The organism is Thermocatellispora tengchongensis, assembly GCF_014202315.1.
Taxonomy (GTDB): domain Bacteria; phylum Actinomycetota; class Actinomycetes; order Streptosporangiales; family Streptosporangiaceae; genus Thermocatellispora; species Thermocatellispora tengchongensis.
Window position 1 is genome coordinate 412387 of record NZ_JACHGN010000006.1, and the last position, 25178, is coordinate 437564.

The 25178-nt window shown below is 73.7% G+C and carries 20 protein-coding genes; 8 read left to right on the top strand and 12 right to left on the bottom strand.

Annotated elements, in window-relative coordinates:
* Window positions 1-17: 17 nt before the first annotated feature.
* Window positions 18-1220, top strand: a complete 1203-nt coding sequence (locus HNP84_RS16605; protein WP_185050610.1) for a cytochrome P450 — start codon at window positions 18-20, stop codon at window positions 1218-1220.
* Here the strand turns inward: HNP84_RS16605 and HNP84_RS16610 are convergent.
* Window positions 1217-2176 (bottom strand): LysR family transcriptional regulator, encoded by a 960-nt coding sequence (locus HNP84_RS16610; RefSeq protein ID WP_185050611.1) that lies wholly within the window; start codon window positions 2174-2176, stop codon window positions 1217-1219. The genes HNP84_RS16605 and HNP84_RS16610 overlap by 4 nt on opposite strands.
* Before the next feature lie 128 nt (window positions 2177-2304).
* On the opposite strand from HNP84_RS16610, the gene HNP84_RS16615 reads away from it, so the two are divergent.
* The gene (locus tag HNP84_RS16615) at window positions 2305-3099 is read left to right on the top strand and encodes an SDR family NAD(P)-dependent oxidoreductase (RefSeq protein WP_185050612.1); all 795 of its coding nucleotides are present in this window, start codon (window positions 2305-2307) and stop codon (window positions 3097-3099) included.
* Here the strand turns inward: HNP84_RS16615 and HNP84_RS16620 are convergent.
* The 3 genes from HNP84_RS16620 to HNP84_RS16630 are packed head-to-tail and all read right to left on the bottom strand — an operon-like array spanning window position 3074 to window position 6368.
* Window positions 3074-4672 carry a CocE/NonD family hydrolase gene (locus tag HNP84_RS16620; protein WP_185050613.1) on the bottom strand — a complete coding sequence of 533 codons (1599 nt, stop codon included), beginning with the start codon at window positions 4670-4672 and terminating at the stop codon, window positions 3074-3076. The genes HNP84_RS16615 and HNP84_RS16620 overlap by 26 nt on opposite strands.
* A 32-nt stretch (window positions 4673-4704) precedes the next feature.
* Window positions 4705-5154 (bottom strand): DUF3237 domain-containing protein, encoded by a 450-nt coding sequence (locus HNP84_RS16625; protein WP_185050614.1) that lies wholly within the window; start codon window positions 5152-5154, stop codon window positions 4705-4707.
* Window positions 5151-6368, bottom strand: a complete 1218-nt coding sequence (locus tag HNP84_RS16630) for a flavin-dependent oxidoreductase (protein ID WP_312924999.1) — start codon at window positions 6366-6368, stop codon at window positions 5151-5153. Before HNP84_RS16630 ends, HNP84_RS16625 begins: the two co-directional genes overlap by 4 nt.
* Before the next feature lie 63 nt (window positions 6369-6431).
* Between HNP84_RS16630 and HNP84_RS16635 the strand changes: the two genes are divergently transcribed.
* From HNP84_RS16635 to HNP84_RS16650, 4 genes are all read left to right on the top strand, one after another.
* Entirely contained in the window at window positions 6432-6992 is a 561-nt protein-coding gene (locus HNP84_RS16635) for a MarR family winged helix-turn-helix transcriptional regulator (RefSeq protein ID WP_312925000.1), read from the top strand.
* Between the two features lie 175 nt (window positions 6993-7167).
* Window positions 7168-7554 carry a hypothetical protein gene (locus HNP84_RS16640; RefSeq protein WP_185050615.1) on the top strand — a complete coding sequence of 129 codons (387 nt, stop codon included), beginning with the start codon at window positions 7168-7170 and terminating at the stop codon, window positions 7552-7554.
* Window positions 7555-7576: 22 nt separating this feature from the next.
* Window positions 7577-10135: an ATP-dependent Clp protease ATP-binding subunit gene (locus tag HNP84_RS16645; RefSeq protein WP_185050616.1), complete on the top strand. Its 2559-nt coding sequence runs from the start codon at window positions 7577-7579 to the stop codon at window positions 10133-10135.
* A 152-nt stretch (window positions 10136-10287) separates the two neighbouring features.
* A complete protein-coding gene (locus HNP84_RS16650) occupies window positions 10288-12630 on the top strand; it encodes a glycosyl hydrolase family 95 catalytic domain-containing protein (RefSeq protein WP_221336325.1) in 2343 nt (780 codons plus the stop codon).
* Between the two features lie 186 nt (window positions 12631-12816).
* On the opposite strand, the gene HNP84_RS16655 is transcribed toward HNP84_RS16650, so the two are convergent.
* The 6 genes from HNP84_RS16655 to HNP84_RS16680 all read right to left on the bottom strand — a co-directional run bounded on the left by HNP84_RS16655 (window position 12817) and on the right by HNP84_RS16680 (window position 20710).
* Window positions 12817-14523 carry a carbohydrate-binding protein gene (locus HNP84_RS16655; protein WP_246518211.1) on the bottom strand — a complete coding sequence of 569 codons (1707 nt, stop codon included), beginning with the start codon at window positions 14521-14523 and terminating at the stop codon, window positions 12817-12819.
* A 104-nt stretch (window positions 14524-14627) separates the two neighbouring features.
* Window positions 14628-16550 carry a glycoside hydrolase family 127 protein gene (locus HNP84_RS16660; RefSeq protein WP_185050618.1) on the bottom strand — a complete coding sequence of 641 codons (1923 nt, stop codon included), beginning with the start codon at window positions 16548-16550 and terminating at the stop codon, window positions 14628-14630.
* A gap of 28 nt (window positions 16551-16578) precedes the next feature.
* On the bottom strand, window positions 16579-17397 hold the full coding sequence (locus HNP84_RS16665; protein WP_185050619.1) for a carbohydrate ABC transporter permease: 819 nt from the start codon (window positions 17395-17397) through the stop codon (window positions 16579-16581).
* Window positions 17394-18350, bottom strand: a complete 957-nt coding sequence (locus HNP84_RS16670) for a carbohydrate ABC transporter permease (protein WP_185050620.1) — start codon at window positions 18348-18350, stop codon at window positions 17394-17396. The genes HNP84_RS16665 and HNP84_RS16670 overlap by 4 nt, the downstream gene beginning before the upstream one ends.
* A gap of 11 nt (window positions 18351-18361) precedes the next feature.
* The gene (locus HNP84_RS16675; RefSeq protein WP_185050621.1) at window positions 18362-19618 is read right to left on the bottom strand and encodes a sugar ABC transporter substrate-binding protein; all 1257 of its coding nucleotides are present in this window, start codon (window positions 19616-19618) and stop codon (window positions 18362-18364) included.
* Between the two features lie 69 nt (window positions 19619-19687).
* On the bottom strand, window positions 19688-20710 hold the full coding sequence (locus HNP84_RS16680; protein WP_185050622.1) for a LacI family DNA-binding transcriptional regulator: 1023 nt from the start codon (window positions 20708-20710) through the stop codon (window positions 19688-19690).
* 381 nt (window positions 20711-21091) lie between these two features.
* Between HNP84_RS16680 and HNP84_RS16685 the strand changes: the two genes are divergently transcribed.
* Entirely contained in the window at window positions 21092-22033 is a 942-nt protein-coding gene (locus HNP84_RS16685; RefSeq protein WP_185050623.1) for a LamG domain-containing protein, read from the top strand.
* Between the two features lie 80 nt (window positions 22034-22113).
* On the opposite strand, the gene HNP84_RS16690 is transcribed toward HNP84_RS16685, so the two are convergent.
* Window positions 22114-22785, bottom strand: coding sequence for a TetR/AcrR family transcriptional regulator (locus tag HNP84_RS16690; protein WP_185050624.1), 672 nt, complete (start codon window positions 22783-22785; stop codon window positions 22114-22116).
* 59 nt (window positions 22786-22844) lie between these two features.
* Between HNP84_RS16690 and HNP84_RS16695 the strand changes: the two genes are divergently transcribed.
* Window positions 22845-24326 carry an FAD-dependent monooxygenase gene (locus HNP84_RS16695; protein WP_185050625.1) on the top strand — a complete coding sequence of 494 codons (1482 nt, stop codon included), beginning with the start codon at window positions 22845-22847 and terminating at the stop codon, window positions 24324-24326.
* Window positions 24327-24350: 24 nt separating this feature from the next.
* On the opposite strand, the gene HNP84_RS16700 is transcribed toward HNP84_RS16695, so the two are convergent.
* A complete protein-coding gene (locus tag HNP84_RS16700; protein WP_312925004.1) occupies window positions 24351-25142 on the bottom strand; it encodes a GNAT family N-acetyltransferase in 792 nt (263 codons plus the stop codon).
* Window positions 25143-25178: the final 36 nt, after the last annotated feature.

Consider the following 25178-nt stretch of genomic DNA (forward strand, 5'->3'; position numbering starts at 1 on the left):
CGGTGAAAGGCCCCGCCATGACCATCCCCGCGCTCGACGCCGACCCGTTCGCCCCCGACGTGCTGGAAGACCCCGCGCCGCTGCACGCCGCGCTGCTGGCGGCGGGGCCGGTGGTCCACCTGCCCCGCTACGACGTCTACGCCCTGGCCCGATACGAGCACGTGCACGCCGCGCTCACCGACTGGCAGAGCTTCCCGTCGGGGGCCGGCGTGGGCCTGAGCGACTTCCGCCGCGAGAAGCCGTGGCGCCCGCCCAGCCTGCTGCTGGAGGCCGACCCGCCCCGGCACGACGCCCCGCGCGCCGTCCTGTCCAGGATCCTCGGCCCGCGGGCGCTGCGCCGCCTGCGCCCGGCCTGGTTCGCCGAGGCCGAGACGCTGGTGGAGCGGGTGCTGGCCGAGCCGGAGTTCGACGCCGTCGCCGAGCTGGCGCAGGCGTTCCCGCTGCGGGTCTTCCCCGACGCGGTCGGCCTCCCGCCGGAGGGCCGCGAGCACCTGCTCCCGTACGGCGACCACGCCTTCAACGCCTTCGGCCCCCCGAACGACCTGGTGGAGAAGGGCCGGCCCCGCGTGGCGGAGCTGTCGGCGTGGGTGGATTCCCGGTGCCGGCGCGAGGCGCTGGCCCCCGACGGCTTCGGGGCGCGGATCTGGGCCGCCGCCGACCACGGCGACATCACCCACGCGCAGGCCCCACTGGTGGTCCGCTCGCTGCTCACGGCCGGCGTGGACACCACCGTGCACGGTCTGGCCGCCGCCCTGTACGCCTTCGCCACCCACCCGGACCAGTGGCGGCGGCTGCGCGAGGACCCCGGCCTGGCCCGGGTGGCCTTCGAGGAGGCGGTGCGCTGGCAGTCGCCGGTGCAGACCTTCTTCCGCACCGCCGACCGGGACGTGGAGACCGGCGGCGTGGTCATCCCGGAGGGCAGGAAGATCCTGATGTTCCTCGGCGCGGCGAACCGCGACCCGCGCCGCTGGGCGAACCCCGACGCCTTCGACCTGTCCCGCGACCCCTCCGGGCACGTCGGCTTCGGCATGGGCCTGCACCAGTGCGTCGGCCAGCACGTCGCCCGCCTGGAGGCCGAGGCCCTGCTGACCGCGCTCGCCCGCCGCGTGGAGCGCATCGAGCTCGCCGGCACCCCGCGCCGCCACCACAACAACACCCTGCGCGCCTGGGAGTCGCTGCCGGTGCGCGTCACCCTCGGTCCCGCCCGCGCCGACGGCTAAGGCCGGTCGCCGCCCGGGTCGCCGCCTGGCCGGTCGCCCGGCTCGTCGTCCGGGGCCGCCAGTTCGGCGGCCACGCGGGCCGCGGTCTCGCGCAGCCAGATGTGGGCGGCGTCGTGGGTGTGCACCGGGTGCCACCACAGCGCCTCCTGGAGCGGCACGGCCTCGAACGGGCAGGGCAGCGTGCGCACCGGGGCGACGCCGTGCAGCATGCGGGCCAGGCGGCGCTGGACCAGGGCGATCCGGCGGGTGCCGGCCACCAGGCTGGGCAGGAGCTGGAAGCTCTGCACCGAGACGTCCACGTACGGCTCCAGGCCCAGCATGGAGAGCTGGCGGGCGACCGGCGCGTCGAAGGGCCGCTGGTAGACCACCCACGGCAGCCGGGCCAGGTCGTCCATGGTGATGCGCTCGCCGACCTCGGGATGATCGGCGGCGACCAGGATCACCCACTCGTCGCGGTACAGCTCCACGGCCGGCAGGTGGCCGATCACGCCGTGCGGCATCAGCATGCCGTCCACGCCGCTGAGGATCGCGTCGGCGTTCTCCACGATGCCCGGCGGCACGTGCCGGAAGTGCAACCGGACCCCGGGCGCCTCGGCGTGCAGGGCGCGGGCGAGGTGGGCGCCGAAGACGGCGATCGCGTAGTCGGAGGACAGCACGGTGAACTCGTGCCGCTCGGTGGCCGGGTCGAAGTCCGCGCGGCTGGAGAACAGCCGCTCCAGCATGGCGTACGCGGTGGCGGCGGGCTCGCGCAGGGCGGTGCCGAGCGGGGTCAGCTCGTACCGGTTGCCCTGCCTGACCAGCAGCTCGTCGGAGAAGTGGTGCCGCAGCCTGGCCAGCGCGGCGCTCATCGCCGGCTGGCTCAGCCCGATCCGTGCGCCGGCCCGGGTCACGTTGCGCTCCTCCAGCAGGGCGCGCAGGGCGACCAGGAGGTTGAGGTCCATGCTGGCGAGGTTCACGGACGTCCATGCTATCCGTCCCCTGGATGGGCCGCATCGGGGGAATCGATTTCCCAGATCGCGCGGCCTGCTCCAGGGTTGGGGGCACGCACCGCAGGAACACGTACCGGAAGGAACGGAGGGATCCTATGGACCCCGACCACGGCAGGGTCCACGGCAAGGTCGTCGTGGTCACCGGCGCGGCGCGCGGCCAGGGTGCCGCCGAGGCCGCGGCTCTGGCCCGCGAGGGCGCGCTGGTCGTCGCCGCCGACGTCGCCGAGCCCGAGCGGCCGTACGGGCCCGGCGTGACCGCCCGCCGCCTGGACGTGACCGACGCCGCCTCCTGGGCCGAGCTGGCCGGATGGCTGCGCGAGACCCACGGCCGGGTGGACGGCCTGGTCAACAACGCCGGGATCACCTGGCGGGCCCGGCTGGACGAGGTGACGCAGGCCGACCTGGCCCGGGTCCACGCGGTCAACGTCACCGGCCCGCTGCTGGGCATCCAGCACCTGTCGCCGCTGATGCCGCCGGGCTCCTCGATCGTCAACGTGGGCTCCGCCGCCGCGCTCACCGCGCACTACCCGGTGGCGTACACCACCAGCAAGTGGGCGCTGCGCGGCCTGTCGGCCGCGGCGAGCCTGGAGCTGGGCCCGCGCGGCATCCGGGTCAACACCGTCCACCCCGGGTTCATCGAGACCCCGATGACCGCCTCGGCCGCGCCCGCCTTCCGCGCCGCCACCCTGGCCGAGACCCCGCTCGGCCGCGCCGGCACCGTCGAGGACGTCGCGCCCCTGGTCGTCTTCCTCATCTCCGGCGAGTCCTCCTACATCACCGGCGCGGAGATCCCGGTGGACGGCGGGTACACCGCGCACGGCGGCGCCAAGTCCGTCTCCGACGCCCTGCGCGGGACCGGCCCGCTCAGCGCGGGACGATCGGCAGGGTGATGTAGGAGCCCGGGAAGACCTTCTGGTGCTGCACGACCAGGTCGGCCTCGGTGGCCTCGGCGGCGGGGCGGCCGGTGCCGGGGTTGCGGTCGAAGCGGGGGAAGTTGGAGCTGGAGATCTGCACCCGGATGCGGTGGCCGGCCTTGAAGACCTGGCTGGTCGCGACCAGGTCCACGGTGAACGTCCCCGCGGGCGCGGTGGTGCGGACGATCCCGTCGATCACGCTCATCGCCCGGCCGTCGGGGTGGACGTCCACCAGCTTGGCGGTCCAGTCGGTGGCGGTGGCCGAGGTCTCGGCGCGCAGGGTCACCGAGAGCGGGCCGGTCACCTCGACATCCGCGTCGAGCACGCCGGTGGTGTAGCAGAGCACGTCGGGCCGCAGCTCCACGTCGCGCTGGTCCTGCGGGCCGACGTTGGTGGGGTCGGCCAGCAGGGTCGGCCCGCCGGTCGTGGGGACCGGGTCGCGCGGGTCGAAGGTGAACGTCGCCGGCTCGTCCGAGGCCGGCGGTTCGGGGCTGAGCAGCCCGCCGGTGTGCAGGTGGTAGCGGGTCTCGACGGCGCGGGCGAGCGGCCAGGACTCCTCGTCGCGCCAGACGTCGTCGCCCATGACGAAGATCTTCACGGCGGGGCCGGTGTCCTCGCCCTTCAGGAAGGCGAGCTGCCGCCGTTCGAGCCCGATCGCCTGCGCCGAGGCCGCCGGCCCGAAGTCCAGCCGTCCGGTGCCCGAGCCGCCCGGCGTCAGGTGGGACCAGGGGCCGATGACCAGGGGGCCGCCCAGGCGGCGGTGGTTCTCCAGCACGCCGGGCAGGAACAGGTCGAACCAGCCCGCGATGTGCATCACCGGCACCTCGATCCGGTCGTGCCGCAGGGTCTCGGCCAGGCCCTCCCAGTACGCGTCGCGCTCCGGGTGCGAGGTCCACTCGCGCCACCACGGGATGCCGGGGATGGAGCCGACGGGCAGGGTGCGCGCCGCCGCGGCCTGGTCGCCCAGCACCGGCAGGAGCGCCGCGAACCCGGCGCCGGTGTCCTCCCCCGCCTCCTCGGCGTGCTGCAACCCGAGCATCGCCTGCATCGCGCCCCAGTTCAGCGCCGAGCCCAGCGCGAACGCCCCGCCGTGGTACTTCAGCCCGTCGTGGAAGTCGTGCGGGGTCATCGAGGCGACCACGGCCTTCAGCCCCGGCGGGCGCGTCGCCGCCGCCTGGAGCGCGCACCCGGCCAGGTAGGACATCCCGCTCATCACCACCTCGCCGTTGGACCAGGGCTGGGAGGTGATCCAGGCGATCGTGTCGTGGCCGTCGGCGCCCTCGTCCAGCCAGGGCCGGAACTCGCCGTCGCTGCTCCCGCGCCCCCGGCAGTGCTGGAGCACCACCGCGAACCCGGCCTCCAGGGCGGGGATCACCGGGATCATCCGGAACGTGCCCTCCCCGTACGGCGTGCGCACGAGCAGCGCCGGGAACGGCCCGCCCTCCTCCGGCCGGTGCACCGAGCCGCGCAGGATCGTGCCGTCGCGCATCGGCATGGGGGAGTCGTGCTCGACGATGACGCGCAGCGGGGGCCGGTTCAGCGTGGGCATCCTGGGCTCCTGTGGGGGGCGGGGGCGGCCGGTCAGGTCACGGCGTAGGCGTCGTAGCGGACGGCGGTGGCGGTGCGCGCCCCGGAGGCCACCGCCAGCGTGCGGTTGAGCCACAGGTAGCGCGGGTCGCCGGTCTCGAAGCGGCAGAACAGCCGGAAGTAGTACTCCGACGGGTCCACCTCCTCGCCGCGGGCGAGGCGGCCGAGCACCTCCGGCGGCCCGTGCCGCACCCCGCTGGTGGAGATGTACAGGTGGGCGCCGTCGTGGGTGCGCAGCGTGTAGCGGGTGTCGATGCTGGCCATGCCGTCGGGGTGCAGGATCTGCCAGTCGGCGCCGCCCGGCAGCACGGTCCCCGACAGGCGCGGGCCCTCGAACGTGCCGCCCACGATGTTGATCACGCGGCGGCGGCCCCACTGCGACTCGCCCAGGTCGAGGATGGGGTCGAGCTCCACATGGAAGGCGGCGAGCGGGACGAGGTTCACAGCGCGGTGCTCCGGTTCGGCTCGGGACGGCGGGCGACGCTCCAGGAGGGGCGCTCGTTGAGCGAGGCGGCGTCGAAGCCGGCCGTCTTCTTGTAGGAGGCGGCGATCCCGGCCCGCTCGTCGTACGGGATGACCTTCTCGATGTCGTCGAAGCCGCCGGGGGCCCGCTCGTGGGCGAGCTTCATCACGATCTCGGGGCCCATCCGCCGGTTGGACAGTTGCAGCGCCGTGGTGGCGGGCCGCCGCTCCGCCTCGTAGGCGTCCAGGTCGCCGTGGGCGAGGGCGTACGCCAGCACCCGGGCGTCGATGATCGCCTGGGAGGCGCCGTTGGAGCCGATGGGGTACATGGCGTGGGCCGCGTCCCCGAGCAGCGTGACATTGCCGAACGTCCAGCGCGGCAGGGGGTCGCGGTCCACCATCGGGTACTCGTACGCGGCCTCCGCCCCGGCGATGATCCCCGGCACGTCCAGCCAGTCGAAGCGCCAGCCGGCGAAGTGGGCGCCGATCTCGGCCAGGTCGGCGGGGCGGTTCCAGTTCCCCCGGTCGGGCGCCTCGCCCTCCAGGGGCCGCTCCGCGATCCAGTTGATCAGGGTGCGCCCGCCCGTCTCGATCGGGTAGGCGACGAACTTCTGCGTCCCGTCACCCGCCATGATCATGGACCGGCCGGTCAGGAACGGCTCGCCGTACGTGGTGCCGCGCCACAGGACCAGGCCGTTCCACGGGGGCGGGCCCTCGCCCGGGTACAGGTGCGCCCGCACGGCCGAGTGGATGCCGTCCGCGCCGACCAGCAGGTCCTCCGAGCCGGGGCCGGTGATCCGGCTCCCGGTGCGCACCGCGCCGGGGCCGAGGCGTTCGACCACCGCCTCCAGCAGGAGCATCTGCAGGCGGCCCCGGTGCACCGAGTACTGCGGCCAGGCGTAGCCCGCGGCGAGCCCGCGGGGCTCGGACCAGATCGGCTCGCCGTACCGGTTGAAGTAGGCCAGCTCGGCCGTCGCGACGCCGATCCGGTCGAGCCGGTCGGCCAGGCCCAGCTCGGTCAGCTCGCGCACGGCGTGGGGGAGGAGGTTGATGCCGACGCCCAGGGGGCGGATCTCGGGGGCCGCCTCGTGCACCGTCACGTCCTCGAACCCGGCGGCGTGCAGGCTGAGCGCGGCGGTCAGCCCGCCGATCCCGGCTCCGGCGATGACGATGCGCACGAGCTGTCTCCGATCCACCGCGAGGTTGTTATGGCCGAAACAATATTCACGACCAGGTTACGGGTACGCAAGACTTGACCGGTGAGCGGAGCCGGAACCGGAGCGGACGACCCCGGGCGCCTGTGGGCCGATGCCCCGGGCGAGCCCGCGGACCTGCGCTACGCCGCGTACGCGCGAGAGCGCCTGGCCGCCATGCCGCCCCCGGCCGATCCCGAGGCGTTCGCGCTGGCCTACCACCTCCTCCAGCTCGCCTACCTGCTCGTCACCGACCTGGAGACCCGCATCCACCGCCCGCGCGGCTGGACCCTCCCCGGGTTCCGGCTGATGTTCAAGCTGTGGCTGCTCGGCCCCACCCAGCCGGTACGCCTCGCCGGGATCGCCGCGATGTCCCGCTCCGCGGTGACCAACGCGGTCAACACCCTGGAGCGCGCCGGCCTGGTCGAACGCCGCCCGGTGCCCGGCGACGGCCGCGCCGTCGTGGTCGCGCTGACCGCGGCGGGCGAGAAGGCCGTGCGCGAGGCGTTCGCCGAGCAGACCCTCAGGGAGCGGGAGTGGTTCGCCGCCCTGGCCCCGGCCGAGCGCGAGCACATGACCGAGCTGCTCGCCCGCATCCTCCGGTCCCGCCCGCCCGGCGTCCCCTGACGGCCGCGTGCCACAACGCTGAGCCGGCGGGCGGCCGCTCCCCGACCGGCCCGTCACCCCCCGGTCACGGGCCGTTCCGCCGCGCCCGGCGAGATCCGCGCGCGCCGCGCGTGCGTTGCCCGGGTCCGTGGGTACGGGGGGTGGGATGCGGAGAACTGGGGGGTGAATCCACCTGATGCCTGATCAAGTGTTTCTGGGGGAGATGCGGCAGGCGCTGGACGAGGTGTACCGCGATCACGACCGTGCCGCGGTGCGTGAGGTCTACGCCCGCGCCTCCGCCCACGTCCGCCTGACCGCGGACATGCTCGCCCATCTGAACGAGATCCCCGAGGGCGGCTACACCCGGCGGGAGATGGTCGAGGCGATCAACACGGTCATCCGGCGCCGGGGCGAGCAGGACAGCCTCGGCCTGCTGGAGACGCCGGAGCGGATCGAGGCCGTGGAGGACACGGCGGAGGCGGAGCGCGCGGTGCTCGACGACACGCCGCTCGACGCGCTGAACCCGCCGCCGGCCGGCCGGCGCGGCGACATACCGGATTTCCGGGCGCCCGGCCCGTCCTGACCGCGACGAGGGAGGATCAGCCATGACCACCGGAGAGTACTGGCCCTACGGCTTCGGCCCCATGGACGAGCTGCTGGGCCGGTTCTTCGGCCTGGGGCGGCCCGAGTTCCCCACCCGGGTGGACATCGGGCGCCTGCTCAGCGAGGACGCGATCGAGCTGCTGCGGGTCGCGGCCGAGAAGGCGGCCGAGTGGGGCGCGGACTACCTGGACACCGAGCACATGTTGTGGGCGGCCGCCCAGGTGGAGGCGAGCAAGCGGATGCTGGAGCAGGCCGGGGCCGATCCGGCGGCCCTGGCCGCCGCGGTGGAGCGGGCGGTCGAGCGGCGCGAGCCGCGCCAGGGGCCGATGCCGCTCGCCCCGGCCGCCAAGCGGGCCCTGCTGGACGCCCGCCAGCTGGCCCGCGCCACCGGCGCCTCCTACATCGGCGCGCATCACCTGGTGCTCGCCCTGTCGGCGAACCCGCAGTCCACGGCCGGGCGGCTGCTGCGCGGCGCGCACGTCACGCCGCAGTTGTTCGGCGCCGAGACGGCCGGCCCCGCCGAGACGCCGATGCGCCGCCCCAGCACGACCCCGACGCTGGACCAGTACGGCCGGGACCTCACGGCCGCGGCCCGCGAGGGCGGCATCGACCCGGTGATCGGCCGGGACGACGAGATCGCCCAGGCGGTGGAGGTGCTGTCCCGGCGCACCAAGAACAACCCGGCGTTGCTGGGCGAGCCTGGCGTGGGCAAGACCGCGATCGTGGAGGGCCTGGCGCAGCGCATCGTGGACGGCGAGGTGCCCGAGACGCTCCGGAACAAGCGGGTGGTGCAGGTGGACCTGGCCGGGATGGTGGCCGGGACCAAGTTCCGCGGCGAGTTCGAGGAGCGGCTGAGCAAGGTCATGGACGAGATCCGGGCCAACGCCGAGGAGCTGATCGTGTTCATCGACGAGATGCACACGGTGGTGGGCGCGGGCGGCGCCGAGGGCGCCATCGACGCCGCCAACATGCTCAAGCCGGCCCTGGCCCGCGGCGAGCTGCACGTGATCGGCGCGACCACGCTGGACGAGTACCGCCGGCACGTGGAGAAGGACGCCGCCCTGGAGCGGCGGTTCCAGCCCATCCTGGTGCCCGAGCCGAGCGCGGCCGACGCGATCGAGATCCTGCGCGGGCTGCGCGACCGGTACGAGGCGCACCACCAGGTGAAGTTCACCGATGACGCGCTCGTCGCGGCGGTGGAGCTGTCCGACCGCTACGTCAGCGGCCGGTTCCTGCCCGACAAGGCGATCGACCTGATGGACCAGGCCGGCGCCCGGGTGGCGCTGCGCACCAAGACCACGCCCGCCGACACCCGCGAGCTGGAGCAGCGCCTGGACCACCGGCAGCGGGAGAAGGACCAGGCGGTCGCGGGGGAGGACTACGAGCGGGCGCGGGAGTTCCGCGACGAGATCGCCGAGCTGCGGCGGCAGATCGACCGGGCGCACGGCGGACGCCAGAGCGTCCCGGAGGTCACCGCCAACGACATCGCCGAGGTCGTCTCGCGCCTCACCGGCATCCCGGTCGCGCAGCTCACCCAGGAGGAGAAGGATCGGCTGCTGGCCCTGGAGGAGCACCTGCACCACCGGGTGATCGGCCAGGACGAGGCCGTGGCCGCGGTGGCCGAGGCCGTACGCCGCTCGCGCGCCGGCCTCAGCGACCCCGACCGCCCGATCGGCTCCTTCCTGTTCCTCGGCCCGACCGGCGTGGGCAAGACCGAGCTGGCCAGGGCCCTGGCCGAGGCGCTGTTCGGGGAGCAGGAGCGGATGGTCCGCTTCGACATGAGCGAGTTCCAGGAGCGGCACACCGTCTCCCGCCTGGTCGGCGCCCCGCCCGGCTACGTGGGCTACGAGGAGGCGGGCCAGCTCACCGAGCGGGTGCGCCGCCAGCCGTACTCGGTGGTCCTGCTCGACGAGATCGAGAAGGCCCACTCCGACGTGTTCAACCTGCTGCTCCAGGTGCTGGACGACGGGCGGCTGACCGACGCGCAGGGACGTACCGTGGACTTCAGGAACACCGTCCTGATCATGACGTCCAACATCGGCGCCGATCTGATCATGGCCCATCCGGGCGAGGCGGCGGCCGGGATACGCGGCCAGCTCCTGGGCCTGCTCGCGCAGCGGTTCCGGCCGGAGTTCCTCAACCGCGTCGATGAGATCATCATCTTCCGCGGCCTGGACGCCGAGCAGCTCCGCCAGATCACCGTCCTGCTGCTGGAGGACACCCGGCGGCGCCTGCACGCCCAGAACGTCACCCTGGAGCTCGGCCCCGGGGCCGTGGAGTGGCTGGCCCGGGAGGGGTACCAGCCGCACTTCGGCGCCCGCCCGCTGCGCCGTACGATCCAGCGCAAGCTGGACAACCCGCTCTCGCGCCTGCTCCTGGACGGCACGCTCCAGCCCGGCCGGCGGGCCCACGTCGGCGTCCAGGACGGCGACCTGGCCATAACCGTCCTGGAAGGCGACGCCGAGCCCGGCCCGGACGTCCGGCCGGCCGTGCTGACGGCCCCTGAGCACCGCCCCGAGCAGGACAAGGCGCGCCCCGACGAGCCCGGCCTGTACCTGTGACGGGCTTCTGACCGGCGGTTGACCGGCTGCCGGCCGGCGGCCTCGGCGCGGCCGGGCCGCTCGACTTGACCGAGCACGGCCCGAGGGCGCTTCATGATGTCGTGGATGATCTCGGCCGCCCCGTCCCAGAGGCGGAAGGGGCGGGGGACCTCGTGCTGTCCTGGCCTCGGCCCGCGTCGAGCTGGTCCGAGGCGGCGCCCGTCGGCAACGGGCGCCTCGGCGCCATGGTGTTCGGCGGGGCGCGCCGCGCCCGCCTCCAGCTCAACGACGCCACGGTCTGGTCCGGCTACCCGCAGGGCCCGGCGCGGGCGCTGGAGGAGGTCCTGGCCACGGGCGCGGGCCCCGGCCGGCTCGCCGAGGCGCGGCGGGCGCTGCGCGAGGGCGACCACCGCCGCGCCGAGGCACTGCTGCTGTCCTTCGAGGGGAGGTACGGCCAGGAGTACCTGCCGTACGCCGACCTGTGGCTGGACCTCCCCGAGGCCGACGGCGCCGCCGCCTTCCGGGGCCGGACCCTGAACCTGGACGACGGCGTGGCCGGCGAGGAGATCGGCCTCGGCGGCGGGCGCACCGTGCGCCGCCTGACCTGGGCAAGCCATCCGGCGCGGGCCGTGTGCGTCGCGGTCGCCGTGCGGGGCGGCACCACCGGCATGCGGGTGGAGCTGACCTCGCCGCTGCGCGTCGTCCACCGGGAGGCCGGGGCGTCCGGGCTCGCGCTCGGCGTCGAGATCCCCGTCGACGGCGCGCCCGCGCACGAGCCGGACGTGCCCGAACCCCTCCGGTACGCCGCCCCCGCCCCCGGCGGGCACGACCCGTTCGGGGCGCTCGCCGTCCGCGTCGCGACCGACGGCGAGGTGTCGATCACCGGGGACGCCTGGACCGTGCGCGGCATGACGTACGCGCTGCTGGTGCTGGCCAGCTCCACCGCCGCGGCCCGCTTCTGGACCGGCCGCGAGCCTCTGACCCGCGAGGAGCACCTGCGGCTGGCCGCCCGCGACGCCGAGTCCGCCGCGGCGGCGGGCGCCGGGGAGCTGCTGCGCGCGCACCGCCGCGACCTGCGCGCCCTGCTGGGCACCACCACGCTGGTGATCGGGGACCGGCGGGCGGGCACGTACGACGTGGCGCGCGACATCCTCGCCGGCCCCGACGACGGGCTGCGCGCCACGGTCATGTTCCAGCTCGGCAGGTACCTGCTCGCCTCGGCCTCGCGCCCCGGCGCGCCGCCCGCCAATTTGCAGGGCCTGTGGAACCAGGACCTGCGCCCCGCCTGGTCCTCCAACTACACCCTCAACATCAACACCCAGATGAACTACTGGCCCGCCGAGCCCGCGGGCCTGCCCGGATGCCACGAGCCGCTGTTCGAGCTGATCGACCGGCTCAGCCGAACCGGCGCCGAGGTGGCCCGGCGGCTGTACGGCGCGCGCGGCTGGGTCGCGCACCACAACACCGACATGTGGGGCTGGGCGCTGCCGGTGGGCATGGGCCGCGGCGACCCGTCGTGGGCGATCTGGATGATGGGCGGCGTCTGGCTGGCCCGGCACCTGTGGGACCACTACGACTTCGGCCGCGACCCGGTCTTCCTGCGCGAGCGCGCCTGGCCGGTGCTGCGCGGCTGCGCCGAGTTCTGCCTGGACTGGCTGGTCGAGGCCCCCGACGGCCGCCTGGACACCATCCCGTCCACCTCGCCGGAGAACCTGTTCCTGTCCCACCGCCGCGAACCGGAGTCGCTGACGTACTCCGCCGCCCTGGACATGGCGCTGATCCGGGACCTGTTCGGCACCTGCCTGGAGGCGATGCGGGTCCTGGGCCTGGACGACCCCATCGGGGCCCGCATCGCCGCGGCCCTGCCCCGGCTGCGCGACCCCGGCGTCGCGCCCGACGGGCGGCTGCGCGAATGGGCCGAGGACCATCCCGAGCACGACCCGCACCACCGCCACCTGTCCCACCTCGCCGCCGTCCACCCGCTCGGCCTGATCGACCCCGAGCGCACCCCCGGCCTCGCCGCGGCGGCAGCCCGGTCGCTGGACGCCCGGGGCCCTGCCGCCATGGGCTGGTCCCTGGCCTGGAAGATCGCCCTGCGCGCCCGGCTCCGCGACGGCGACGCGGCCCGCGAGCTGTTCCTCCACGCGACCTGCCCATACGACGCCGGCCCCGCCTCCGGCGGCCTGCTGCCCAACCTGTTCAGCACCCACCCGCCGTTCCAGATCGACGGCAACCACGGGCTCACCGCGGCCCTGCTGGAACTGGTGGTGCAGAGCCACGGCGGGGCCATCCGGCTCCTCCCCGCCCTGCCCGCCGCCTGGCCCGACGGCTCCGCCGACGGTGTACGCTGCCGCGGCGGCTGGACCGCCGGCCTCGCCTGGCGCGACGGCACGCTCACCCGGGCCACCGTACGCAACGACCTGCCGGGCCCGCCCCGCCCCGTCCGCGTCCACCACGCCGGCACCACCACCGACGCCCTGGTCCCCTCCGGCGAGCAGATCCACCTCAGCCCCTGATCGACGACCACGACACCGCGTGTGTCGGGTCGACGCCGCCCCCGGCGGCCGCCTCACTCCTGATCCGGCCGGGGAACTCGACGTGCCCCCGGCCCGGCACCGCCGCGACGCGCTGTGACTGTACTGACCGGGCCGCGCTCCACCCGAGGGCGGAGCGCGGTTTCACGGGATCGGCGGGCGTCGTGCTCAGGTGAGCTGGATGTAGTCCAGCTCGGCGTACCCGGTGCCGCCGGCGAAGTAGGGCGAGCCCTTGGCCAGGCGGATGACGTTGTAACCGGCTCGGAGCGTGACGGTGGTGCTGACCGTGGCGCCGAACTGCCCCCAGCCGGAGGTCGGCGGGTAGCTGACCGTGGTCCAGGGGCCGCCGTTGTAGGCCAGGCCCTGGGTCGCGGTGGCGCCGGTGCCGTTGGCGTAGCCGATGGTCATCGTGTACGTCCGCGCGGTGGGCACGTTCACCACGAAGTCGACATAGCTGTCGGTACGCGGCGTGCCCGAGTTGTCGATGCGGCCCACGTAGCCGCCGCCCGACGCGCTCGCGCTGCTCAGCCGCTCGGCGCGGAACACCGAGGCGTTCTCGGCCTCATAGCGCTGCTGGTAGGCGGGCACTCCGGAGACCGGTTCGACGACGAGCCGGTAGGCGCTGGTGGCGGCCATGTCCGGCACGGACACGCTGAGCGCGCCGTTGCTCACCGTACGGGTGGTGGTGGAGACCGTCGTCGGGGCGGTCACGGCGGTGAAGCGTCCGCTGGACGGGGTGGACTGGAGCGTGACGCGCACACTGGCGCCGAGCGGGCCGAGGCCGGTCAGGTTGACGGTGTTGGTGCCCGCCTCGTTGCCGAACACCACGTTGACGATCCTGCGGGTGGGGTCGTAGGGGGCGAAGCCGTCCAGGCCGGTCTGCGTGCCGGGGGTCGTGGTGACCATGTTCCCGGCCATGTCGCCGTACCACTTGTACAGCCACCAGGTCCCGGTGGGCTGGTCGTTGTCGACGACCAGGCCGTTCATGGTGCCGTACTGGTACCAGAAGGCGCGGTGCGCCGACTCCACGCCGCCCCGCTCAAGCTTGGCCACGTAGCTGGCGACGCGTCCGGGGACGTCCACCTCGGCGGGCGCCGCGTACTCGTTGATGGAGATGCGGCGCGGGCTGATGCCCAGCGACGCCTCCAGGTCGCGGTAGTCGGCGATGTCGGCGGCGATCCTGGCCGGGTTCTCCAGTTCGTGCCAGCAGATGATGTCGGGCAGCGTGCCGGTGTCCCTGGCGTGGGTCAGGAAGGAGCGCATCCAGGAACGGTTGTAGACCGCGGTGCTCGGGCCGATGATCGGGGTCAGTGAGTCCAGCGCCCGGACCGCGCGGTAGGTGCGCACCCAGCCGTCGTTGAAGGCGCCGGCGGCGGCGGTGTTCCAGGTGTAGTCGGGCTCGTTCCACAGCTCCCAGCCGACCACGTTGGTGACCGTGGTCGCCGCGAGCCGGGCGTTGACCATGGTCCGCACCTTCGCCAGCCAGTCGTCCCAGCTCACCCAGCGGTAGGGGAAGTCGGGATAGATGTCCGGCATGCGGATGATCTCTCCGGCGCCGACCCGGGTGGCCTGCGGGGCGACGAGCAGGGAGTCGCCGCCGGGCGGCTGGCCGTTGGGGCGCTGGCCGACGCCGGGGGCGGGCTGGGTCAGCGAGTTCACCTTGATGGGTAACAAGGTGGAGTCGGCGGGCCTGCCGTTCTCCGCCAGGCCGTACAGGCCGCCGGAGGCGGCGTGGGTCACCGGCCGGAACGGCTGGGCGACGTTGACGGTCAGCGTCGCGCCGGCCGCCGCGGCCGGGGGAGCGGCGGCCATCAGGCTCGCCGCCGCGGTGATCAGCGCCGCGGCGAGGGCCGAGGCCCGGGATCTGCGCATCATCCTGTCTCCTTCGCTGGGGGTTCGCCGGATGAGGTGGATGAGGGGTGGAGCCGGGACCGACCCCCGAGACCTGCCTGGTCCTGGCACGGGACGCGGACGGGGGTTCAGGGGCCGGACACGGGCAGCCAGACGCGCATGCCGGACGGGCCGCGCCGCGCCCAGGAGTGGTAGGGGCGCAGCGGCACGTCGAACCACTCGCCGTCCTCGGCGGGAGCGACCGCGGGCCCGTACGGCCAGGGCCGGTCGCGGTGCGCGGGCACCCGGCCGCGCACCCGCGCGCCGCCGGAGTCCGCCCGGGGAGGCGTCCGGGGATCGATCACGAGCGCGTCGAGCGCGTCGGGGCGCGGGAGGTCGTGGGACTCGGCGCACAGGACCTCCGGGCCGCGCTCGACGGCGACGCAGCCGCGTACGGCGTCGATGCGGGGGTCGGGCCAGGTGAAGCGGGGCTCCATCGGCAGTTCGAGGGTGATGACCTCGCCTGCCCGGAAGACGCGCCGGATCGTGACGAGGCCCGGGGTGACCGGCCGCGCCCGTCCGTCCTCGTCGAGCGTGGCTCCGTCCGCCCAGGCGGGCACCCGCAGGGCCAGGCTCCAGGGGGCGGGCTCGTCGGCCGTGATCCGGACGCGGACGGTGCCGCCGTCGGGGTAGCGGGTCTCGACGGCCACCGCCACGCGCCGCCCGTCCGGCAGCCGCGCGTCGATGTCGCAGGGGGCGTACTGGTGGATCTGGAGGCCGTCGTCGCCGGTCGTGGCCAGGTAGCCGCCGAGGCTGGCCAGCGTGCGGGCGACGTTGGTGGGGCAGCAGGAGACGTCGAACCAGGCGGCGCGCTGGCCCGACTCGGCGCGCGGGCTCACCTCGTCCGGGTCAGAGGGCCGGCCGGGGGCGCGCTGGTGGAGCGGGTTGGCGTAGAAGAAGGCCCGGCCGTCGGCGGCGGGGGAGGCGGCGATGACGTTGTAGAGGGTGCGCTCGATCAGGTCGGTGTAGCGGACGTCGCCGGTGGCCAGGTAGAGACGCCAGGAGACCATGATCGAGGCGACTCCGGCGCAGGTCTCGCAGTAGGCGCGGTCCGGGGGCAGCTCCCAGTCCTCGCCGAACCCCTCGTCCTGGTGGCGGGAGCCCATTCCGCCGGTGATGTACGTGCGGCGGGCGACCGAGCGTTCCCACTGCCGTTCCACGGCGCGCAGCAGCTCGTCGTCGCCGCGTTCCACCGCGACGTCCACGGCCGCGGCGGCGAGGTAGAGGGCGCGTACGGCGTGGCCGCGCCACACGTCGGCCTGCCGGATCGGGATGTCGTCCTGGAAGTAGGCGCGTCCCAGGGGGATGTCCCCGAGCGTCCCGTGGCCGCGGCGGTCCAGGAACAGGCGCGCCTGCTCGATGTAGCGGTCCTCGCCCAGGGCCCGGCCGAACTCGGCCAGGCCGACCTCGATCTCCGGGTGGCCGCAGATCTTGGGCAGGCCGTCCGGGCCGAACGTCCGGCACACGTGGTCGGCCGCGCGCCGCGCGATCCGTACCAGCTCGTCCTCGCCGGAGGTGCGCAGCCGGGCCACCGCGGCCTGCAACAGGTGGCCGATGTTGTACAGCTCGTGGCCGCCTTCGAGGTCGCTGTAGCGCGGCGGCCGGCCGCGGTGCCCGAAGCAGGTGTTGAGGTATCCGTCGGGGTCCTGGGCCCGGCCGACGCGCGCCGTGAGCCGCTTGATCGCGGTCTCCGCCTCCGGATCGCCGGTGCGTGCGCTCTCCCAGGCCAGGGCCTCAAGGAGCTTGTAGACCTCCGAGTCGGAGAACGGCCAGCCGGGACGGTCGGGCGAGGTCGTCCCGTCGGCGACGCGGTCGAAGTTCGCCAGCCAGCCGAGGCGCTCCATCCACGACTCGCAGTGCGCCAGCGTCGCCGCGGCGTTCACGGCCTGGCGGGCGTGCCAGAATCCACCGGTGATGGACACCTGCGCGAGCCCGAGAGGGTGGGCCGGGCCGCGCGGGGGCAGCACGGGACAGGCGGCTCGGGTATGCGCGTCCGTCGTGCTTTCGGTCATGTCGTGGGCCTTTCGGGTCACGGAGTGGTCAGTCCTTCACCGCGCCGGCGGTGACGCCCGCGGAGATGTAGCGCTGCGCGAGGACGAGGAGGAAGGCCGCGGGGATGGAGGCGATCACCGCCGTGGCCATGATCGAGTTCCACTGGGTGGTGTTGTTGCCGATGTAGCGGTAGATGCCGAGGGTGATCGGGATCACGTCGCTGTTGCGGTTGAGGGTCGAGGCGAAGATGAAGTCCGACCACGCCCACAGGAAGGTGAACAGCGAGACCGTGATCACCGAGTTGCGGCTCAGCGGCAGGATGATCGACCGGAACGTGCGCCAGGTGCTCGCGCCGTCGATCTGGGCCGCCGCCAGGAGCTCGCGGGGGATGCTCGCCATGAACGCCCGGAACAGCAGCACGGCGAACGGCACGGCCAGCGTCGAGTCGGCCACGATCAGCCCCCAGACGGTGTTGAGCATCCCGAGCCTGAGGTAGATCGCGTAGAAGCCCATGGCCATGACGACCGCGGGGATCATCTGCGCGACGAGCAGCAGGAAGTCGATCGTCCGGCCGCCGCGCGGGCGCAGCTTGGCCAGCGAGTAGCCCGCGGGCAGGGACAGCGCCAGCGTCAGCGCGACGGTGCCCAGGCCGATGAACAGGCTGGTGGCCAGGGCGGGCAGTTGCTGGCCGAGGGCGGCCGTGTAGCCCTCGAACGTGGGGTCCCACGGGAACCAGTGGGGCGGGTCGGCCCGCATGTCGCTCGTCTTGGTGAGCGAGACGTTGACCATCCAGTAGACCGGGAAGAGCATCAGCCCCACCAGGACGATCCCCAGCGCGGTCTTCCACCGCGTGCCCGGCCCGGTCATGGACGTCCCTCCTCGCGCCGCAGGTGCACGTGGACCAGCCCGGCCGCGAACGCGATGACGATGAGCAGGTTGCCGACGGCCGCCGCCGGGGAGAAGTCGGGCTGCCCGGTGCCGAACGCCTCGCGGTAGGACCAGATGGCCAGCGTGGTGGAGGCGTCCGCCGGCCCGCCCCTGGTCATGATCCAGATGATGTCGACGACCTTGAGCGTGTAGATCAGGCCGAGCAGCAGTGTGATCGCCGACACCGGGCGCAGCAGGGGGAAGGTGATGCGCCGGAACCGCTGCCAGGCGTTCGCGCCGTCCAGCCCGGCGGCCTCGTACAGCTCGGCGGGGATGTTCTGCAGCCCGGCGTAGAGGATCACCAGGTTGAAGGGGATGCCGAGCCAGATGTTGGCGATGGTGACGGCGATCAGGGAGGTGTCCGGTGAGGTCAGCCAGTTGATCTGGCCGACCCCGAACGCCTCCAGGGCCGCGTTGACGATGCCGTTGTCGCTGTTGAGCATCCACGACCAGGTCGAGGCGGAGACGATCAGCGGCAGCAGCCACGGCACGAGGAACATCGCGCGCAGCACCACCGACAGGCGGAAGCCGCGGTGGAAGAAGACCGCCAGGGCCAGGCCGAGGGCGTACTGCGCGGCGATGGACACCAGGGTGAACAGGGCCGTGTTGCGCAGGGCCCGGACGAAGGTGTCGTCGGACAGGACGTCCAGGTAGTTCTCCGGCCCGGTGAACTCCGCGTCGCCTCGCACGAACGCGCGCGGCGTGTAGTCGTGCAGGCTGAGCTCGATGTTGCGGTACAGCGGGTAGGCGTAGAACAGGAGCAGGTAGACGACCAGCGGCGCCAGGAAGGCCAGGGCCGTCCACTGGGATGATCGCCGGCGCCTCGGGGCGGGCCGCGCGTGCTGCGCGGCCGGCCTGCCGTCGAGCGCCGCGATCGTGCGGGGGGCTGCCATGGACGATCCGATCAGTTACCGATCGCCTGCTTGGCCTGGGCCTGCGCTTCCCTGAGCGCGTCGGCGGGGGAGGCCGCGCCGCTCAGGGCCTTCTGCACGGCGGTCCACAGCGCCTCGGAGATCTTCGGGTAGTCGGTGCCGAGGTTGTCGCTGGTACGGCCCTTGGCCGTGCGCACGGCGTCCACCCACGGCTTGAGGCCGGCCTCCTTGGCGAGGATGGCCTGCTGCCCGTCGGCGGTGGAGGGGATGTAGTACGCGAACGTCGTGCCGGTCTCCACCAGGCCCTCGGGCGTCGTCATGCATTCGAGGATCTTCTTGGTGGTGTTGTAGCGCTGGGTGTCCTTCTGCACCGGGACGGTGATGAACTCGCCGCCCGTCGGCGTGGGCGCGACGCCGCCGCCCTTGGCCGGGATCTGCACGATGCCGGTGGGGAACCCCGCCTTCTCGGCGCTGTTGATCTGCCAGGTGCCGTTCTCGGCGAAGGCGAACTCGCCGGTCAGGAACTCCTCCCAGGTGGTGTTCTGGGAGTTGCTGATGACGGAGTTGGGCGCGATGCCGTCCTTGACCCAGGAGTGCCACAGCTCCAGCGCTTCGACGGCCTGCGGCGAGTCCAGTCGCGTGAGCTGCGCGCCCGCGCCCCAGAACCACGGCAGGAACTGGAACGACCCCTCCTCGGTGCCGATGGCGGCGAAGGTGATCGGCTTCTTGCCCGCGGCCTTGACCTTCTTCAGCGCCTCGTTCAGCGAGGCCCAGTCCTTGATCGAGCCCGGATCGACGCCGGCGTCGTCGAGGATCTTCTTGTTGTAGTAGAGGGCGAGGGTGTTGGCGCCGATCGGGATGCCGTACGTCTTGCCGTCCAGTTCCCCGGCGGCGATCAGGTTCTCGTCGAAGCGCGAGGTGTCGAGGCCGAAGTCCGACATCGCGGTCAGCATGCCGGCGTCGGCCAGGGTCGAGACGGCGGGGTTGTCGAGGAGGATGACGTCGGGCGCGTTGCCCTCCTGACCGGCCAGCAGGGCCTGGTTGGTGAGCGCGGTGGTGTCGTAGGCGGTGCGCTCGATGGTGACGCCGGCCTGCCGGCCGCAGGCGTTCACGCGCTCGGCCCATGCGGAGGACGCGTCGTGCTGCGGGTACGGGTCCCACCAGGTGTACGCGCCGCTCGTGGCGGTGGCCGTGTCACCGCCCGGCGCCGGCGCGGAGGCGCAGGCGGCCAGAGTCAGGGCCGCGGTCGCGAAGACCACCGCCCTCGCGGGAAGTGACCTACGGTTCATCCGAATCCTCCAGTGTTAGCGCTCACATAGAGCCTTGTCGGACGGGTGCGGGCTCGGCGCCCCGACGGGCTATCGGGGGCGGGGGGGTGCGGTGCTCCCGAACGAGACGAGCTCGGGAGAGATGAAGCGCACGACGAACGGCTCGTTGCGCGCCGCCGGCGACTCCACGCGGCGCACGAGCTGGCGCACCGCCATGGAGCCGAGGCGGTCGGGTGCGCTCTCGATGAAGGAGTAGGGCAGGGAGAAGGTCGCGGCGAACTCGGCGGAGTAGCGCCCGATGACCGACAGGTCCTCGGGCACCCGCAGCCCCCGCGCGTAGGTGACGGAGGGCAGCGCCGCCGCGGCCGCCTCGTTGTTGATCAGCAGGCCGGTGGCCGCGGGATAGGCGTCGAGCAGGCCGTTGAGCAGGCGCCCCACCGCGGGCTGGCGCGACTCGCCGTACACGGCGTGCAGGGTGACGCCGCGCTGCCGGGCCCGTTCGAGCGCGGCGTCGCGCAGCCGCCACACGTACGCGCCGCCGCGCTCGACCACGTGCTCGGGCTGCGAGATCAGGATGAGCTCGCGGTGGCCGAGCCGGTGGAGGTGGTCCACCATGACCCGGCCGGCCTCCTCGAAGTCCAGGTCGAACACGTCGAGCCCGGAGCAGTCGCCCGGCAGGCCGACCAGGGCGCCCGGCTGCGGCGCGGCCCGCAGGATGGGCAGTCGTGAGTCCTCCTGCGCGATGTTCATGAGCACGACGCCGTCCACCATCCGCGAGTCGGTGATGCGGCGCAGCGCCCGCGCGCCGTCGGCCTCGGTGACCAGCAGCGTGTCGTAGCCCAGGTCGCGGGCGGTGTCGGTGACGCCCAGGATGTACTGCATCATCGCGGGCGCGAACTCGTCTTCGTGGAACTGGGCGAGCAGACCGAGGACCTTGGTCTGGGAGGTGGCCAGCGCGCGGGCGCCCGCGTTCGGTGTGTACGCCAGCGCCTCGGCCGCCGCCAGCACGCGCCGGCGGACCTCCTCGGAGATGGGCCGCTTGCCCGACAGCGCGTACGACGCGGTGCTGCGGCTCACCCCGGCCTCCCGGGCCACGTCTCCGATCGTCGCCACTCTCACCTCCTGTTGTTGAACCGGTTCGATAGTCGTGTCGCCGACTCCCCAGCACCGTGGACCGGATCGCATGCCGAGGCACGCCCTCACCCTGCGGTTCATGAGAGGGCTCGGCCCTCTCGCCCCGGGATCGGCGAACCGGTTCAACGATGTCGCCTGACTGTGGCTCAGTGGCCGCCCCGCGTCAACGGGCGGCGGCCCGCGGATACCGAATCGTGACATCCCGGAAACGGGCGACACGCGGATCACCGGCGCGTTCGCCTGCGCGGGCGGAGGATCTGTTGACGCGCGAGGTGCGGCTACGTAACCTACGCGAAACCCTCATCGCGTTGCCGCTCGACTCCCCGCCGACTTGTTAACGCTCACATCATGAGGGGCGTCATGACCACCCTGACAACGATCACCACGGCCGCGCGCGCCGCGCTCCTGCCGGTCGCGCTGACCATCGCGTTGACCGCGGGCATCCCGGACGCCGCGGCCGCCGGCCCGCCCGACCCCGTCCTCGTCTACACCTTCGACGCCGACGACCTGGCCGCGGGCACCATCGCCGACTCCTCCGGCAACGGCCTGCACGGCACCCTGGTCAACGGCTCCACGGCCGTGCTCGTGGACGGCGCCGGCGGCGGCCGGGCCCTGGACCTGCCCGGCGGCGCCGCCGGCTCCAGCGGTGCCTACGTACGGCTGCCCCTGGACGCGCTCAAGGGCAAGACCGACCTGACGGTGTCGGCCCGGGTGCGGTGGGACGGCACCACCGCGCCCTGGCAGTGGATCTACGCCCTCGGCAAGGACACCACCCGCTACCTGTTCACCACCCCGTACAACGGCGACGGCCGCCTGCGCACCGCGGTCACCTCCTCGTCGGCGGGGGGCGAGGCCCAGGTCACCGGCTACACGCCGCTGCCGTCCGGCTCCTGGAAGACCTTGACCGTCACCCTGGACACCGGGGCCGGGCGCGTCACGACCTACCTCGACGGCGCCGCCGTCGCCTCGGCCGCCACCACCGTGACCGCGGCGCAGCTCATCGACGCCGCCACCACGTCCGCCGGCTACATCGGCCGCTCGTTCTACCCCGACCCCCTGTTCGACGGCGCGATCGACGACTTCCGCGTCTACGGCGCGGCACTGTCCGCCGAGCAGGTGGCCGCCGTCGCGGGCGGCGAGGTCCCCACCCCGACCGGCCTGACCCGCGCCGAGTTCGACGTGCGGACCACGGCCGGCACCCCACCGGCCCTGCCCGCCGCGGTCCGGGCCTCCTTCTCCGACGGCTACGACCGCGAAATCGACAAGATCACGATCGCGCCGTTCGCCCAACGGCGCGGCTGACCCTACCGGCGGCCCGTCCGCGCCCCCCGAGCCTGGGGCGCGGACGCACGCCGGGAAGACGCGGCGCGGGGCCCCGCCCGTCACCTCACGGCGAGGCCGTTGATCAGCAGGTTCAGGCCGTGGGCGAACTGGGCGGCGAAGTCGGTGCTGGTGATCGTGGCCGCGGCGTCGGAGAGGTTGGGGTAGCGGCGGCGGTCCAGGGCCGCGTGCAGGGCGTCAAGCGCGGCGGGCAGCCCGGAGTCGATGAGCTCGGCGGCGGCCTGTTCCTCCAGCGTGTGGCCGAGGGTGAAATGGACGATCGCGAACGCCGTGCGGGTGGCGGCCTGGGTGGGCAGGCCGGCGGCGCGCAGCACGCCGACGAGGGTGTCGGTGTAGGACAGGGTGTTCGGGCCGACAGCGTGGGTGCCGGCGTAGACGCGGGCCCCGTCGCGGTGGCGCAGCAGGGCCGCGCGCAGCCGGCCGGCCAGCTCGGTGACCTGCTCCTGCCAGGTGGTCCCCTCCGGCAGCGGGCCGGCGCAGCCGGCCAGCATCTCCTCGGCCATGGCGGCGAGCAGGTCCTGCTTGGTGGCGAAGTGCCGGTAGAGCGTGCCGACCTGGACGTCGAGCGCGGTCGCCAGGCGGCGCATGGTCAGCGCGTCGAGACCTTCCTCATCCAGCAGGCGCAGGGCGGTGGCGACCGCTCCGGGCGCGGCCATCTTGGGCGGACGGCCCCGGGGGCGCTGCGGGGACGGCGAGGTTGACGGGGTTCCCATGCAGGGTGATACTAGTGACCCTCTTTTATGAACGATGTTCATTTAATAGGAGGGCACACGTGCACACCGATGTGATCGTGGTCGGCGCCGGGCCCACCGGCCTGATGCTGGCCGCGGAGCTGGCCCTGGCCGGCGTACGGGTCCGCGTCCTGGAACGGCGCGAGTCGCCCACCAGGGAGTCGCGGGCCCTCACCCTGCACCCGCGCAGCATCGAGATCATGGACCTGCGCGGCATCGCCGGCCGCTTCCTCTCCCGCGGCCGTACCGTGCCCGGCTGGCACTTCGCCGGCCTGGACACCCGCCTGGACTTCACCGCGCTCGACACCCGCCACGGCTACACCCTGTTCCTGGAGCAGGCCCGTACCGAGGAGATCCTGGAGGGACGGGTCCGGGAGCTGGGCGTCGAGATCGCGCGCGGCCGCGAGGTCACCGCCGTGCGGCAGGAGCCGGACGCCGTCGTCGTCGAGACCGCCCCGGGGGAGCCGCTGCGCGCCGCCTACGTCGTGGGCTGCGACGGCGGGCGCAGCCTGGTCCGGCAGGCGGCCGGCATCTCCTTCGACGGCAGCGACGAGACCTTGACCGGCATGCTCGGCGACTTCGCCGCCACCGACCCGGACGCCGTGCGGGCGGCCGAGGCCCACGGCGTGCTCGCCGTACCGCTGGAAGGCGGCCTGACCCGGTTCGTGGTCGTGGACCCGGAGCGGATGCGGGTGCCGGCCGCCGAGCCGGTGACGTTCGAGGAGTTCCGGCAGGCCCTGACGCGCATCGCCGGGACGGACTTCGGGGTCGCCGATCCGCGGTGGCTGTCCCGCTTCGGCAACGCCACCCGCCTGGCCGGCCGGTACCGGCAGGGCCGGGTCCTGGTGGCGGGCGACGCGGCGCACGTCCACTTCCCCGCCGCCGGGCAAGGCCTCAACACCGGGCTGCAGGACGCGATGAACCTGGGCTGGAAGCTCGCCGCCCAGGTCAAGGGCTGGGCCCCCGACGGGCTGCTCGACTCCTACGACGCCGAACGCCGCCCGGTCGGCGAGGCGGTCGCCGCCAACACCCAGGTGCAGACGCTGCTGCTGGAGCTGACGCTGGTGCCGCAGTACCGGCGGCCGGTCCTCGCGCTGCGCGAGATGCTGGACGGCCTGCTGGGCATCGAGGAGGTCAACCGCCGCCTGGCCGCGTCGGTCTCGGCCATCGGCACCCGGTACGGCGACGGCTCACCGGCCGGGTCCAGGGTGCCCGACCTGGCGCTCAGCGTCACCGGACGGCCGCAGGTGGAGCGGCTGTACCCGTTGCTGCACGGCGGCCGGTTCGTGCTGATCCGCACGGCCGGGCACGCCGATGCCGGCGACGCGAGCGCCTGGGCCGACCGGGTGGAGCAGGTCACGGCCTCGGCCTGGCAGGCGCCGCCGGAGCTGGACGGGGCGGACGCGCTGCTCGTACGACCGGACGGGCACCTCGCCTGGGCCGGGCGCGGCGACGAGGCGCTGGAGGCGCTGCCGCGCTGGGCCGGCGCCCCGGGCGCCACCATCGCGGAGGCGGTACGATGACGCGGCCACCGGTCAGCGGAGCGGTCAGACGATGCCGAACTCCGTGAACCGGCCGCAGACCTGGAAGCCCAGGCGGCGGTAGACGGGCTCGCCGTCCTCGGACGCCTGGAGGACCGCGATCCGGTGGCCGAGGCCGCGGGCGGTGTGCAGCGTGGCCTGGGTGATGGCACTGCCGTAACCGCGGCGGCGGTGGGCGGCCAGGGTGCTGATGTTGTAGATCCCCGCGACCCCCGCGTGGGAGAACACCTCGGCCGAGCAGACCGGGCGGCCGTCGGCGTAGCCGACCAGGTAGCGAGCCGGGCACTCGGGCGACAGCGCCCATTGGGCGGCCTGGGTGTAGAACCGGTGGACGGTGGCGGCGGGCGGATCCCAGTTGGCGGCCAGGATCGTCGCGAAGTCGTCGAGCTCCTCGGGGGTCGTCACCGTCCGGATCTCCAGGCCGTCCACATGGGGTGGCGGCCCGGCCTCGTCCAGGCCGGCCCACATGGCCGCCTCCTCCCCGTTGCAGGGCAGGCCGGCGGCGGCCAGGCGGGAGGCCAGGTCGCCCGGTGTCGAGGCGGGGCTCACCCACCAGGCGAACGGACGGCCGGTGGCCGACAGGTCGCGCACGGTCTCGGTGATCCTGGCGTCGGCAGTGGACGGGCCGAAGCGCGCCTCGGCGACGAGATTGAACGTGTCGTCGGCGAGGCCGCTGTCGGCGATCAGCAGATCGTCCAGCTCCGTCACGGTCGCGCCCGCCATGTGGCGATGCAGATGGCAGGTGTGCTCGGCCAGGTTCCGCTCGATGGCGGGCAGCAGGTCTCCGGGGGCGGTCACGGACGTAGATTCAACCATCCCGCCCGGCGATGGGGA